Origin of the sequence: Proteus sp. G2674 (assembly GCF_009915195.1) — a bacterium.
Classification (GTDB): Bacteria; Pseudomonadota; Gammaproteobacteria; order Enterobacterales; family Enterobacteriaceae; genus Proteus; species Proteus mirabilis.
In genome coordinates, this window is record NZ_JAABLS010000005.1 from 200,790 (window position 1) to 215,874 (window position 15,085).

General features: G+C 37.5%; 13 protein-coding genes and 4 tRNA genes. 3 read left to right on the top strand and 14 right to left on the bottom strand.

What is annotated here, in order from left to right; translation table 11 throughout:
* Positions 1-56: 56 nt before the first annotated feature.
* From hypF to fadR, 4 genes are all read right to left on the bottom strand, one after another.
* Entirely contained in the window at positions 57-2,357 is a 2,301-nt protein-coding gene (hypF, locus tag GWI58_RS01395) for a carbamoyltransferase HypF (RefSeq protein ID WP_161768844.1), read from the bottom strand.
* 49 nt (positions 2,358-2,406) lie between these two features.
* Entirely contained in the window at positions 2,407-3,519 is a 1,113-nt protein-coding gene (alr, locus tag GWI58_RS01400) for an alanine racemase (RefSeq protein WP_004243272.1), read from the bottom strand.
* Positions 3,520-3,532: 13 nt separating this feature from the next.
* Positions 3,533-4,837 (bottom strand): D-amino acid dehydrogenase, encoded by a 1,305-nt coding sequence (locus GWI58_RS01405; RefSeq protein ID WP_161768845.1) that lies wholly within the window; start codon positions 4,835-4,837, stop codon positions 3,533-3,535.
* A 541-nt stretch (positions 4,838-5,378) separates the two neighbouring features.
* On the bottom strand, positions 5,379-6,098 hold the full coding sequence (gene fadR / locus GWI58_RS01410; RefSeq protein WP_094959464.1) for a fatty acid metabolism transcriptional regulator FadR: 720 nt from the start codon (positions 6,096-6,098) through the stop codon (positions 5,379-5,381).
* Positions 6,099-6,333: 235 nt separating this feature from the next.
* On the opposite strand from fadR, the gene nhaB reads away from it, so the two are divergent.
* Both nhaB and dsbB read left to right on the top strand, forming a co-directional pair.
* On the top strand, positions 6,334-7,878 hold the full coding sequence (gene nhaB, locus GWI58_RS01415; protein WP_004243275.1) for a sodium/proton antiporter NhaB: 1,545 nt from the start codon (positions 6,334-6,336) through the stop codon (positions 7,876-7,878).
* A 171-nt stretch (positions 7,879-8,049) separates the two neighbouring features.
* Entirely contained in the window at positions 8,050-8,574 is a 525-nt protein-coding gene (gene dsbB, locus GWI58_RS01420) for a disulfide bond formation protein DsbB (protein WP_004248244.1), read from the top strand.
* A gap of 130 nt (positions 8,575-8,704) precedes the next feature.
* Here dsbB and GWI58_RS01425 read toward each other — a convergent pair whose 3' ends face one another.
* The 4 genes from GWI58_RS01425 to GWI58_RS01440 form a co-directional block, all read right to left on the bottom strand.
* Complete coding sequence (locus tag GWI58_RS01425; protein WP_004250912.1) at positions 8,705-9,010, bottom strand: putative hemolysin; 306 nt, start codon at positions 9,008-9,010, stop codon at positions 8,705-8,707.
* Between the two features lie 35 nt (positions 9,011-9,045).
* Positions 9,046-9,378: an SMR family transporter gene (locus tag GWI58_RS01430; RefSeq protein WP_004243278.1), complete on the bottom strand. Its 333-nt coding sequence runs from the start codon at positions 9,376-9,378 to the stop codon at positions 9,046-9,048.
* Positions 9,379-9,515: 137 nt separating this feature from the next.
* Complete coding sequence (locus GWI58_RS01435; protein WP_004250911.1) at positions 9,516-10,742, bottom strand: sugar transporter; 1,227 nt, start codon at positions 10,740-10,742, stop codon at positions 9,516-9,518.
* Positions 10,743-11,212: 470 nt separating this feature from the next.
* Positions 11,213-11,632 carry a hypothetical protein gene (locus GWI58_RS01440; protein WP_135050041.1) on the bottom strand — a complete coding sequence of 140 codons (420 nt, stop codon included), beginning with the start codon at positions 11,630-11,632 and terminating at the stop codon, positions 11,213-11,215.
* A gap of 406 nt (positions 11,633-12,038) precedes the next feature.
* On the opposite strand from GWI58_RS01440, the gene copM reads away from it, so the two are divergent.
* The gene (gene copM, locus GWI58_RS01445; protein WP_196721919.1) at positions 12,039-12,434 is read left to right on the top strand and encodes a CopM family metallochaperone; all 396 of its coding nucleotides are present in this window, start codon (positions 12,039-12,041) and stop codon (positions 12,432-12,434) included.
* Between the two features lie 73 nt (positions 12,435-12,507).
* Here copM and GWI58_RS01450 read toward each other — a convergent pair whose 3' ends face one another.
* From GWI58_RS01450 to GWI58_RS01475, 6 genes are all read right to left on the bottom strand, one after another.
* Positions 12,508-13,509: a nickel/cobalt transporter gene (locus GWI58_RS01450; protein WP_161768847.1), complete on the bottom strand. Its 1,002-nt coding sequence runs from the start codon at positions 13,507-13,509 to the stop codon at positions 12,508-12,510.
* The gene (locus tag GWI58_RS01455; protein WP_161768848.1) at positions 13,500-14,165 is read right to left on the bottom strand and encodes a DUF1007 family protein; all 666 of its coding nucleotides are present in this window, start codon (positions 14,163-14,165) and stop codon (positions 13,500-13,502) included. The genes GWI58_RS01450 and GWI58_RS01455 overlap by 10 nt, the downstream gene beginning before the upstream one ends.
* A 190-nt stretch (positions 14,166-14,355) precedes the next feature.
* Positions 14,356-14,442, bottom strand: a tRNA-Leu gene (locus GWI58_RS01460).
* 193 nt (positions 14,443-14,635) lie between these two features.
* Positions 14,636-14,722, bottom strand: a tRNA-Leu gene (locus tag GWI58_RS01465).
* 113 nt (positions 14,723-14,835) lie between these two features.
* Positions 14,836-14,922 (bottom strand) — tRNA-Leu (locus GWI58_RS01470).
* 5 nt (positions 14,923-14,927) lie between these two features.
* A tRNA-Cys gene (locus GWI58_RS01475) sits at positions 14,928-15,001 on the bottom strand.
* Positions 15,002-15,085: the final 84 nt, after the last annotated feature.

Consider the following 15,085-nt stretch of genomic DNA (forward strand, 5'->3'; position numbering starts at 1 on the left):
CGACTGTTGTTATGGTGCACTAAAAGTTAGCTAATAGATTACAATCATTTTATTTTTTACATAAAATGACTGGCAATAAGTGCTTGTCCTAATGCAATTCCACCATCACCAGATGGCAATATCATAGGGGTCAATACCTTTTTATTGTTTAATTTTTGCTTAAACAGATCCTTAAGTAAGATATTATTGAATACCCCTCCTGTTAAAACAATAGTATCAATCTGATGTTCTTGCGCAGCTTGCAGAGCAATATCACCCAAACTTTCGGCTAATAAATAGTGAAATAACCAAGCCTTCTCACTGGTATTTAATGTGATGCTTTCCCATTGTGACCAGAAAGTGGACAAATCAACATGCTTATCTTTTACAGGCATTAAATGTCCATATTGCTTGATGATATCAGCATACCGATCTACGTGACACTGTAACGCATCGCTTTGTAAGTAGCATGCCGCTTCGCCTTCCCAGCTTATTTGTTTAGGTGATAATCCCAAAGAGCAAGCAACTGCGTCAAATAATCGTCCACAAGATGATGCTAGCGGTGAATTTAAACCACGAGCCACTACCTTACTCAAAATCTGTAACTCTGTGAGCGGAATTGCTTGGGTGATAACACTACCTTGCCAATCTTTTGTAAAAGTAGCTAAATGTGCGAACCAATTTCGCCAAGGCTGTATTGAAGCTAAATTTCCTCCCGGCATAGCAACCGCAGGTAGCCCGCCAATACGTTGGGATTTTTTATAATCCACCAGCAAACACTCGCCTCCCCATAAAGAGCCATCTTGTCCATACCCTAGACCATCAAGGGCTATACCAATTACTGCGCCTTGTTGCTGTGTATGTCCATGCTCTGCTAAACAAGAGACAATATGTGCATGGTGATGGGGAACTTCTATAACAGGGATCTGTTGCTGTTCAGCTAGCTGTTTACCTATTTGATGGCTGATATAATTAGGATGAGCATCAATGGCAATCGCTTTGGGCGTAAAACGATAGATCTGTTGAAACAGCGTGAGCGATTTCAGTAATTGTTGCCTCACACTTAAATCATCTAAATCACCTAAATGCGGCCCCATAATAGCTTGGTGCTCTTTTAAGAGACAAAACACATTTTTCAGATCCCCTCCTAAAGCCAAAATTGCAGGTTGTGCATCAAAAGTGGTTGGCAATGCGATAGCATCTGGTACATAACCCCGTGAACGGCGGATCATCACACACTGATCATCTTCAATACGTACTAATGAATCGTCCGCTCTTTGTATAATCTCCCTATTATGCATTAGAAATAATTCTGCAATATCACCAAGCTGATTTAACGCCTCTTCATTGGTTAATGCAGGAGTGTGTCCTGTCGCATTACCAGAGGTCATGACTAATGGAATTTGTGTTTCATGTGCGAGAAGATGTTGCAAAGGATTAGCTGGTAACATAACACCTACTTCTGTTAATCCAGGTGCAATCAGTTCACTTAATGAAATAGGGGCGATTTCTTTAGGAATAAGTACGATAGGTGCTGCGGTACTGGTTAATGTTTCTATCACTTTTGAGTAAAACTCGGCATTATCGGCCGGTTTTTGGATCTGCTCAGTCCCGGTTAACATCACCGCAAGTGGTTTGGCTGGACGATGTTTACGCGCTCTTAAACGCGCAACACTTTCACTATTGCGTGCGTCACAAACTAAATGAAAGCCACCAATGCCTTTTACAGCAACAATTTTCCCCGCTAATAGCGCCTGACAAGCTTGCGTTAATGCCCGCTCTTTTATTGCAAGTTGTTGCCCTTGATGATCTGCCAACCAAATATGAGGTCCACAGACAGGACAGGCATTAGGTTGTGCATGAAAACGCCTATCTGCGGGATCTTGATATTCATGTTGGCAAGTCGGACAAAATGGAAATGCAGACATAGAGGTAAAAGGCCTGTCGTAAGGCATTTTTTTTATAATAGTAAAACGAGGGCCGCAATGGGTGCAGTTTATAAAAGGATAGTGATAACGACGATTTTGTGGATCAAACAACTCATCAATACAAGCCTGACAAGTCGCTGCATCAGGTACAACTTGTGTATCCATTTCTCCACCACCACTTTTTACAATAGTAAAGTCCGTGGGGAGTTGCTCCCATTGATAAGGTGTTTGTTCAATACGTTCAATGCGTGCAAGAGGAGGACATTGAGCTGTTAATGCATTAATAAAGTGTTGATTTTGCGGTGATAACGTTAAGTGGATCAATACTCCTAAGCTATCATTACTCACCTGGCCTAATAAACCAAAATGATGTGCTAATTGCCAAACAAAGGGGCGAAAGCCAACACCTTGAACCTTTCCTTTCACACGCAATGTAATGCCGTTACTCATAGGATCACCAAATCAAAATAAGTTTAAGCTTATTCTAGTTTAGTGATTATTAACAACTTTCATTTAGATCAGAAAAAGTAGAGTTTGCTACATTTATCGTCACTTCAACCGCCACTCGCGGTGCAATAGCGCACAGTAATTCATAACCAATAGTGCCACAAGCCAGTGCAACTTCATCAACCGGTAATTGATTTCCCCATAACTCAACGGGGCTTCCATGTTCAACATCCGGCAAATCGGTTACATCAATAGTAAGCATATCCATTGAAATACGCCCAACTAATTGTGTTTTATGTCCTTTAACGATAACGGGTGTACCATCTGGGGCATGCCTTGGATAACCATCAGCATAACCACAAGCGACAACAGCAATTCTCATATCACGTTGTGCGGTATATCGACTACCATAACCAATTTGTTCACCTTTTTTTACTGACTGAATAGCTAATACTTCACTGTTAAAGGTCATCACAGGTTGCAAATCAAAATCAGCAATATCTTGCCACACCCCAGAGGGGGATACACCATATAAAATAATACCGGGACGAACCCATGAATGATGGGTTTGTGGTTCAAATAAAATAGCCGCAGAATTGGCTAAACAGCGCGGTAAATCATTTACCATTGAGCTATCAATAATCTGTTTTTGTGTCGCCATATTCAGCCCTGAATCAGCATTAGCAAAATGGGACATTTGTACAATAGAGCCAATGTTAGTTATGCGTTTTGCTCTTTGTATAGCTTGCTGATAGTCTTCTGGTCGGTAACCTAACCGATTCATGCCACTATTGAGTTTCAGATAAATATTGATAGGCCGCTCTAATTGCGCTTGCTCAATGGCTTCAAATTGCCAATCAGCATGCACAACCGTCGTTAATGAATAACGCTCTAATAAATACACATCATCTGGTTTGAAAAAACCTTCAAGCAAAAGAATGGGGCCTACCCATCCTTGCTCTCTTAGCATAATTGCTTTATCTAATTCAATTAAGGCAAAACCATCGGTATGACTTAATGCAGGCCAAACACAAGAAAGACCATGTCCATAAGCATCAGCTTTAACCACTGACCATACTTTACTTCCCTGCGCTTTCGATTTGATCACCGAAAGATTATGACTCAGCGCATCTAAATTTATGCTAATTTTGGCAGGTCTGGACATCGTCTCTCCTTAATTAATAAACAGCGTCAAGTTTTTGCCCTGGACGGAGCAATTTAGTATTAAATCCATCGATATAACGGAACACGGAGAGATCATCTGCAGCAATTGCCGTTTTATTACCTGATATTAAATCAGCTAACAGTTGTCCTGAGCCACATGCCATCGTCCATCCTAATGTACCATGCCCCGTATTTAGGGATAAATTACGATATGCGGTTGGCCCAACTATCGGTGTACCATCTGGCGTCATTGGCCTTAAGCCTGTCCAGAATGTCGCTTTACTGATATCACCACCACCCTCATAGAGATCTTGAACAACCATTTTGAGCGTTTCACAACGTGATTTTAAAATATTCAAATTAAAACCTACCACTTCCGCCATACCGCCCACACGAATGCGATTATCAAAGCGAGTCACCGCAATCTTATATGTTTCATCTAAAATAGTGGATGTTGGTGCTCTGCTTGCATCAATAATAGGCATGGTTAATGAATAGCCTTTTAAAGGATAAACCGGAATTGTGATTTTGTTTTTCAAAAATTCAGTCGAGTACGATCCCATGGCGACAACATAGTGATCTGCGGTCAATAAACCATCATGGCATTGCACACCGGTGACTTTATCACCATCAAAAAGTAGGTGTTTTATTTCTTTATTAAATAAGAAGGTAACCCCGGCCTCTTCAGCCATTTTAGCCAGCTTCTTAGTAAAGATTTGGCAATCACCCGTTTCATCATTAGGAAGACGTAATCCTCCGGTAAGTTTATGACTCACATGCTCTAAAGCGGGTTCTGCTGATTTTAGTTGCTCGGCTGTTAGCAGTTCATAAGCCACACCTTCTTGCTTTAATACAGCGATATCATTAGCGGCATTATCAAATTGTTTTTGATCACGAAATAGCTGTAACGTTCCCCCTTGGCGTCCTTCGTATTCAATACCGGTATCTTGGCGTAATTGACGGATACAATCACGACTATACTCAGCAATACGCACCATACGACTCTTATTCATCGCATAATGAGAAGCATCACAATTACGTAACATTTGCCACATCCAGCGTAATTGGAACAGTGAGCCATCAGGTCGGATCGCTAAAGGTGCATGTTTTTGAAACATCCATTTTACTGCTTTTAATGGAATACCTGGGGCACCCCAAGGCGTTGCATAACCCGGAGATATTTGCCCTGCATTACCTGCACTCGTCTCTTCTGCCGCACTATTTTGCCTATCGACAACAATGACTTCATGCCCTTGCTGTACTAAGTACCACGCACTTGTTACACCAATAACGCCGCCACCTAAGATGATCACTTTCATGGCTAGACTCCAAATAATTTACATTGATATAACATAAGAATAATATTCCATACACAAAAAGCCAGCACAGAATAATCATCTAGCACTACAAAAAAGCAAATTTTAGAGTCAAATCACATTTAATTAGTAATAACAGTGTTAGTTTTGCAGAGCAATTATTAATTCTATTTAAAAATCAAGTTGATAGAGTATTTAGCGCTTTTTATAAAAATAATACATAAATATATTATTCAAATATAAATTAAATAAGCCAATAAAAACCCATCATGCAATTTTTATGAAAAACCAAAAAAATTATCATTGTCAGAATATAATATTAAGATGAGATATGTTTCAAATTTTTTTTACTAAAAATAGCCAAATTAAAGTATCACCTAAAAATGGATGGTTAAACTAGGCTTGCTGTTTTTAGCCCGCTATTCTTTCACTTCTCCAATAATAGTCATCATATTTCTATTACTACCATTTTCTGGATAATAAAAAATCAGCACTGGATCAATAAGATCCAATGCTGATGTTAAGACGGGATAAACGCGATGAATTAACGTTTTACTTCTTCTAAGTCACTAGGTAGTGGCGATTGGAGCTCATGCCAAATAATGCCACTCTCTTTTCCGTATTGGCGAACGCAATCCATAACGTGCTCAGTATCTTTTTGCTCACATAGCAACGCCAATTTTTTATAAAATGATAGCGCCAACTCTTTCGCCTGAACATTAGAGAAATAATAACGCCCTACACGGGTATATAATCCCTTAAGTCCATTTAAGATCAATCCATAAATAGGATTACCGCTGGCAAATGCCAAACCACGGAAAATGTTATAGTCCAACTCACTAAACTCATCAGCACTATTTTCAGTCGTTAGTTGATGAGTCAGTGCTTCTAGGGATTTTTCTGGATTATTTTTAAATGCCGTGCGAATAAAAATTGCTGAGATATTCGTTCTTACGGCTAATAAATTATCGATTAATTGTGGCACGCGATCATGATCAAGACGCGCGACAGTTTCAAGAATATTAAGACCTGACGTTTCCCAAAAGTTATTCACTTTGGTTGGTTTTCCATGCTGGATAGTTAACCAACCATCACGAGCTAAACGTTGCAAAACCTCTCTCAATGTCGTTCTTGTCACACCAATTAATTCGGAAAGCTCACGTTCTGCGGGCAGAATAGAACCTGGTGGAAAACGGTTGTTCCAAATACTTTCAACAATGTACTCTTCCGCAAAACCTGCGGGGCTTTGAGCCTTAATAACCATATTTTTATTTCTTCCGAAGCGTTTTTTCTGCTAATAATAGAAAAGATAATATCAGAATGCTTAATTTTGATATAGCTCAACCATCGCTAAATAGTGAATGGCATCATAAAACATGACACTGTTTTATCAATTTATTATTTACGAATACGCTTAATTTCACAGCGATTAGAGCGTATTATGACTAGATTGCGCATTTTAGGCGCCTAAAATCTCTATTCGGAGGATAAAAAACATAATGGATATGAGTATAAGACAAGCATTACTGAAAAATTTCATGGGGAACTCCCCTGATTGGTATAAGCTTGCTATTATTACTTTTTTAATCATCAACCCACTGATTTTTTTCTTTGTTGACCCTTTCATTGCTGGCTGGCTACTCGTTGTTGAGTTTATCTTCACTTTAGCCATGGCATTAAAATGTTATCCGCTACAACCAGGGGGATTACTTGCTATTGAGGCCGTCATTATTGGTATGACAACGCCGAAACAAATAGGTCATGAAATAGCCAACAACCTTGAAGTCATTTTATTGCTGGTCTTTATGGTTGCGGGTATTTATTTTATGAAGCAATTACTTCTATTTGCTTTTACAAAATTACTCCTCTCTATTCGATCTAAACGCTTATTATCATTAGCATTCTGTTTTGCTAGTGCCTTTTTATCTGCTTTTTTAGATGCTTTAACCGTGATTGCCGTGGTGATCAGTGTTTCTTTAGGCTTCTATTCCATCTACCATAACTTTGCTTCTAACCAAGCTGATGCAGAGTTAAGCAATGATGGCTTTATTGATAGCACAGAGAAAAAACAGACCTTAGAACAATTCCGTGCTTTCTTACGTAGCTTAATGATGCATGCCGGTGTTGGTACTGCATTAGGTGGCGTGATGACGATGGTTGGTGAGCCACAAAACTTGATCATTGCAAAACACTTAGAATGGGATTTTGTCACCTTCTTTATCAGGATGTCACCCGTTACTATTCCCGTTTTCTTTGCTGGACTTGCAGTATGTTATTTGGTTGAGCGCTTTAAGTTGTTTGGTTATGGTGCCGAGCTACCTGAATTAGTGCGTAAAGTTCTCACTGATTACGATAAAAAGAACAGTGAAAAACGAACTCAACAAGAAAAAGCCCAGTTATTAATCCAAGCATTAATTGGTATTTGGTTAATTGTTGCACTGGCCTTACACCTTGCTGAGGTCGGTATTATTGGTCTTTCTGTTATTATCTTAGCCACCACTTTCTGTGGTATCACTGAAGAGCACGCTTTAGGTAAAGCTTTTGAAGAAGCACTGCCTTTCACCGCATTACTTACAGTATTCTTCTCCGTTGTTGCCGTGATTATTGATCAACAGCTATTTGGTCCTATTATTCAATTTGTTCTACAGGCATCAGAATCTTCACAACTGTCACTCTTTTATCTCTTTAATGGCCTACTTTCTGCCATTTCAGATAATGTATTTGTGGGTACGGTCTATATCAGTGAAGCATTAAGCGCATTGCAAGAAGGATTAATTAGCCAATCTCAATATGAACATATTGGTGTCGCAATTAATACTGGGACTAACTTACCGTCAGTGGCAACGCCAAACGGACAAGCGGCTTTCTTATTCTTATTAACTTCTGCATTATCCCCGCTGATCCGCTTATCTTATGGACGTATGGTGATGATGGCACTTCCTTATACCATCGTTATGACACTGTTAGGATTACTGGCTGTAGAATTCTGGCTCGTGCCTATGACACATTGGTTATATGAAATTGGCTTAATCGCTATTCCATAAAAAACCATCATGAAATGAGTATTTTTTAGGGCTTTTAATGTTTAAAAGCCCTATTTTTTTATAAAAACACCTATTAATGTAAATATTTGTGAAATAAGAGATTTTACCTTTTTTTTAGTCTAGTTTTTAGGCAGAATAACAACTTATTTCAATATTATCATGGACATTGTTATGTTGAGTGCTCTTCGTCACTGGTCACAAAGTCGTTTTTCATGGTTACTGCTGGCATTAACGGCAATTGGTCTTGAAGGTGCGGCATTGTATTTTCAGTACGGAATGGAATTAATGCCTTGTGTGATGTGTGTTTATCAGCGCATTGCTGTATTAGGGATCTTAGTTGCCGCATTAATTGGTTTTTCTTCGCCAAAACTGACACTAATGCGCATGGCGGGTAGTTTTTTATGGCTTTATGCCTCATACCGCGGTATTGAACTGGCTTGGGAACATACGCAACTTATTCTTAATCCATCACCTTTTGCAACGTGTGATTTCTTTGTTACCTTGCCTTCTTGGTTTGCATTGCAAGATTGGTTCCCTGCCGTATTCCAAGCATCAGGGGATTGTTCTGTTAGCCAATGGCGGTTCTTGTCATTAGAAATGCCACAATGGATGTTAATTATCTTTTCTGCTTATTTTATTGTTGGTTTATTAGTATTAATCAGCCAAGTCACCTCTTCTTTTTCCAAAAAAGACTAACATACGCTACTGTTAGCTATAGAAAGATAGAGCGCAGATAAATTATTATCATCACAAAAATAGGCGCTTAATCAGACATTAAGCGCCTATTTTTCTAATTATCACTTGTTTATGCATATCCCCAAGCGTATTAACCTGGAATACAGGCACCATCAATCAACGCTTGTTCACTACAACGTTTACCATTAGCAAATTGACAAACGGGTGTTTGACCGCCATGTAATTCATAAGTTAACGCAGGCACTCCACCAGAAAATATACAGGTCTCTTTGGCTGGTTCCTCTAAAGGAATAGAAGGTGTGGTCGCTATCGTTTTATTGCTATTAATCACTTGAGCGGTGGTATTTTGTGCTTGTTTAGATTGACTACAGCCAGTAAGCAACGCAAAGCTGGTCAACATCAACAAAAAACACGTTGCTTTCATTTTTCTTTGCATTATAAAAACACCTAAATTATCTCTGTTATCTCTGATTAGTGTGAGGTGCTATTGGAAAGTAAGTTAATCACTAAGACGCCGGCAATAATTAATGTCATACCGACGATGGCGGGTAAATCGAGTTTTTGTTGATAGACAAAAACAGCCGCAACAGAAACTAAAACAATACCTAATCCGCTCCAAATTGCATATGCAATACCCAGTGGCATGACTTTCACAACCTGAGATAGCGCCCAAAAAGAAAAACAATACCCCACCACGACGACAATAGATGGATATAATCGACTAAAGCCATCGGATGCTTTTAACACCGTTGTTGCAATAACTTCAGATATAATGGCTAATATTAGGTAAGTTAATCCATTCATTTCTTCGCCCTACTAAGATCCAAATTCAATTTTGTGAATTCTATCACAAGATATTTCTGTGATATCTATTTTAGAACAACAAAAAAGGCATCTATTCAGCGCAATAGATGCCTTAAAATGCTATTTATAGATTTTGTTTAATGGAGCCGGTTTTTTTCGCGAGGTTTGCCTCCCATCGCAACACGATAACGGGTAAAAATAAAGCCACACCACGCTAGTGCAATAATACTTAAGGCTGTTCCTGCATAGCCGATATTTGGCATTCCCGCGTGCAATATTACTTGATTACCTAACAAAGCCCCTGCCCCAATACCGATATTAAAGATACCTGAGTAGATCGACATGGCGATATCTGTTGCATCAGGTGCTAAGTCAATCACTTTAACCTGCAATCCTAACGCAATACACATAAAGCCTATCCCCCAAAAGATGATTAAGGCAATAAATGTGAGTGTATGTTGGCTACTTATCATCAGCGTACTTAAGCATACGGTTAAGAGAATAAGTGCAAAGAATAAGAATGAGGTTGGCATTTTGGTACTATAGCGACTAAATAACACACTCCCCAAAATTCCTGCACCGCCAAAAATCAGTAATACAATAGTGGCAAAATTTTCATCTAATTTTGCAATATCAATAACAAAAGGCTCAATATAACTATAAGCAGTAAAATGAGCGGTCACTGCGATCACCGTTAGTAAGAAAATACCCACTAATGGTGCTCGTTTTAGCAATATTGGGACACTTTTTAACGAGCCTGAATGTTCACTTGGTAATAAAGGTAAATAGCGCATTAAAGCAAGCATGGTTATCAGCGCCAGTACACCTATACCCAAAAAGGTAGCTCGCCATCCTAACCATTGTCCAACCACCCTTCCCAGAGGTAACCCCAGCACGGTAGCTAGTGCAACACCGGTTGCTAATAAACTTAATGCTTGTGCTTTTTTACCATGGGGTGCCATTCTTATTGCTAATGAGGCAGTAATCGACCAAAAAACAGCATGAGCAAAAGCGACTCCAACCCGACCTACAATTAGCGAATTAAAATCCCATGCCACGCCAGATAAGACATGGCTTAGAATAAATACAATAAACAAAATAATCAGTAGCTTACGTCGCTCTACTTTGCTGGTCATTATCATTAATGGCAAAGACATTAGGGCAACAACCCAAGCATAAATAGTGATCATCAACCCTGTTTGAGCCGGCACCATGGCAAAACTTTCAGAAATATTACTTAACAATGCAACAGGTACAAACTCTGTCGTATTAAATACGAAAGCAGCAAATGATAGAATAATTACCCTGATCCACGCCGTTTTACGGCTTACTTCATTAACGCTATTGGGTGTGGTGATATTCATAATTGTTTAAATACTTTTCAGTGAATTTTATAAATAGATAAAAGATACTTATGTACTACTGCCAGTGAATTTCATAAAAAGAAGCGTAAATACCCATCGTTATATTTTATAACATCTAAATAGAATAGATAATAAAGTGTGTTTTATAAAGCGATAAGTAAAGATAAAAACAAACTAATGAATAGAAAAACATCTGACTAAAACGAATCAGCCTATTATGTTAGCATAGGCATAACGCTAAATTAAATCCCTACATTGGCTTCTTTTTAACGTTAACATTTTATTTAGATCGCAAAAGGGAGATTGGCAAGGAAAAATAGCGTTACTGAATTACATTTTTATTAATAAAAAATGATAACCATTTCATGCTATTATAAATAGATCTTCACGGGCTTATTGTTGCAGTTAGTCTAATAATAGAGAGTCTATATTATAAAAATAAAGAGAATAACTATACAGTAGCTTAATACTTATGGATTAATTCTGTCTATAAATTGAATAGCTTGCTCACAGGCAAAGCTTTGGGCTGGAGATGAGCTATCATTAAGGCTATTTTTAATAGCAAAAATTTGCTCAATTGATGACCGAGGAAGTAACAAACTACCTTCCGCTAGTGCTTTTTCAACACTGTCTAATTTAGACACGAGTTGATTACAACTTTCACTGTTTTCTAATGATTGATAACGTGCCATGACATCATCACGCTTACCTTTGACAAAAGAAAACATATCGTTGATTTGTGTTGAGGAGTTTTCAATAACATTACGGCTATTATTCCAAGCAGCAACGGTATCTTCTTTAAATACAGAAACAACTAAGATTGCAACAAAAATAGCAATCATAATAGTCAATGATATAATTCCTCCTGCAATAATAATTATTTGTTTCATGAAAGCCCCCACATCACTAATCATCTTTGTATCTGTATATAATTAAAGCCATTCATATTCAATATTGATTACAATTCTTTTTATTTTTTACATTTTATTACGCAGACATGTAGCCCTATTGGCATAAGAAATAATTTATTATTATAATTTAAATATTGTTAAGTTATTATACTTAAATTCTGATTTTAATTATTATTTGGACATGCGTTAAAAATAAGATTTATCGCAAGTATATCTGGTTTTCATTATAGCTATTATAACAATTATTTATTCAAGTCTATTGATAATACTTTACAAGATAAAATGTCATTAAAAGTAAAGTATTCTAAACTTTTAGTTGTAACCTTGACCTTCCTCTAAGGGGGATCTTTAGAATAAAGATAATTCATACAATATAAAGGGAACAATGATGAAAAAAGTTTTACCTATCGCCATCGTTTTAATGGGTTCACTCTCTTTTGGTGCAATAGCCAATAATTCACATATGAATATGAATATGAATATGAGTACTAATGTGGCACAGAGTAACTCTCCTATGAACCAAGAGCTCATGGATTCAATGAATAAAATGCATGAAAATATGGCAAAAGGAATGAATAGTGATAATGCAGATGTTGCATTTGCGCAGGGAATGATCGCTCACCATTTGGGAGCAATTGATATGGCAAAAATCGAGCTAAAGTATGGTACTGATCCTGAAATGCGCAAATTAGCACAAGCTATTATTGATGCACAAGGCCCTGAAATTGAACAAATGCAAAAATGGTTAGAAAAAAATAATAGCAATATGCAAAATAACTAATATTTGAAACGCAGACGTTCTATTAAGGAAAGTCTGCGTTTTCTTACATTGCCATGTCATTGACCTGTAACTATTAGCGAAATAACGGCATTATATCTTCTCTATTTAACGTTATTGCACTATTAAACATCAGTATACCTAAAAATATAAACAATATTCCTGCTAATAGACGTAGTAACTCCGCCATATACCTAAAAGATAAATTAGTATTTTTTACCGAAAACCGATAAGCAACATTTCGCATATAATAAACTGTTAATGCAATTGCAGTAATGGTTAAAGCCGTTCCTATTGCCATTGCAATGACAGCCACTATTCCCCAAAGATAGATATTTAATGCATATGAAAATAACAATACTAACAATGCGCCAGAGCAAGGGCGGCTGCCAATAGCGAATAGTACCAACAATTGTGCCGACCAATTCCCTTGTAATTCATTGGAAGTCACCACATGTTTATGACCACAACATGATGTTTGTGAGATTGTTTGGTTGCTTTTATGTTTATAGAGATATCTAGATCGCTTGATGATAGGTGTTGCCTGTTTAATATAAAAAGCTCGCTTTTTATAGTCTGACAATAAACGACGAATAGACTGGATAAAAATAATAATGCCAGATAATGAAATTAATAAATAGCTACTATTTTCAATGTAATGACTCGCTATTTTTAAATGAGAGCTTGATAGGTTTAATATTATTAATATAACAGTAATGATAACTATGGCAACTGTACCTTGTAGCAATGAAGCAAGGACACTTAACCACGCACTTTGTTTTAATTTGGTCGGGTGAGTAGCAATATAAGTACTAATAATGACTTTTCCATGCCCAGGGCCAACAGCATGCAGTAACCCATACAAAAAACTAACACCTATTAATATAAAGCCTACTTGCCAATTATTTTCGCTAATATCTTGCATTAATTCTGCAAGATAGCTATTGATAACTTTTTGCCATTGAACATTAAAATAAGTTAGTTCAGACCAATAATAAGCAATCAATAACAAACAACTGGCTATCACTGTGAGTAAGCTAATTAGTAATCCCCTTTCCTTCGTTATATTTATTGGCATAATACTTGTACTCGTTGTGTAAAAGAGAGCCCTAAATTTAAATCACTATAAGCAGAGCCATTGATATCTAATGATTGTGCATATTCTTTTAAACTTTCATCAGCAAAAGGTTCAATCAGTTTGTGTTTACAATCAGCGATCATTTCTAAAGGCAATATGATCTGTGTATTGTCACGATAGGTCATGCTGACATAAAAAGTGGGATCATAAGTTAAAAGTTCAAAATGATGTTTAGCAAATGGCAATGGGGTAATAAATAGCACATCAAAGCTAAACTTCACCTGTAACTTCTCTTTTATAAGAGTGTAATGGCTTGGTATACGACGGAACTTTTGTTTTTTCCCATCCATATAAAACTCGGAAAAATAGTTCTGAGATAATATATTGCTCATTAATCTCGCCGCCTGTTTTTTCCAAATATCACTTTCTGGTTGCGCATTATATATATCGTACAGAATATCCATTGAGGTTATCGGATCCATAACCCAAGAAAAAGTTAATCCAATTAACTTATCATCTTGTGTATTAAAAGTTGTTTGCATATCAATAAAGCTATGAGGATGTGCTAAAACTTTTGGTGTAGTCATCAATAAAAAGAAAGACATCAATATCGAAACTGCTCGCCAAGAGAAATTTTTAAAATTAACTATCCACATAAACAAAACCACCCATGACATTTTGTTATAATATAACATCGCGGATTTATAAAATGATAGTCATTTTATGAAATTATTCTAGGTGTGTTATAACTTGGTTTAGTGAAAGCGAGGTGTTTAGAAAGCAAAAAGCCACCCTATTGGGTGGCTTAGTATTTTTAACTTACTAAAGTAGTAGTAAAGTTTTATATGGTGCCCAGGGCGGGACTTGAACCCGCACAGCCTAGAGGCCGAGGGATTTTAAATCCCTTGTGTCTACCGATTTCACCACCTGGGCTAAATTGTATTTATTTATTTTTGGTACTTATTTATTAGTTAAGTACATAATAAATAAACTTAAATCATTTTTTTGTTTTAACTTTATGTAGCTAATAACAATATTTATTACGCTAAAACTACTTTTCCTATACCAACCATCAGCGTTGTGGTTAGAAGAAAAAACGGACCTAATTTAAGGTCCGTATTTTATATGGTGCCCAGGGCGGGACTTGAACCCGCACAGCCTAAAGGCCGAGGGATTTTAAATCCCTTGTGTCTACCGATTTCACCACCTGGGCTAAATTCTGTGGTGCGTCCGTAAAATTATAACTAATTTTTACTGGTAAGGACGACTAACTACTTCCCAATGCCATTATTTATGGTCTTTTTACACCACTCTCTCAATTTGGAGTGGTGCCCAGGGCGGGACTTGAACCCGCACAGCCTAAAGGCCGAGGGATTTTAAATCCCTTGTGTCTACCGATTTCACCACCTGGGCATTTATGGAGGCGCGTCCCGGAATCGAACCGAGGTACACGGATTTGCAATCCGCTGCATGACCACTCTGCCAACGCGCCTCAACTGCTCAATCTCTTAAGAGATTGGAGCGGGAAACGAGACTCGAACTCGCGACCCCAACCTTGGCAAGGTTGTGCTCTACC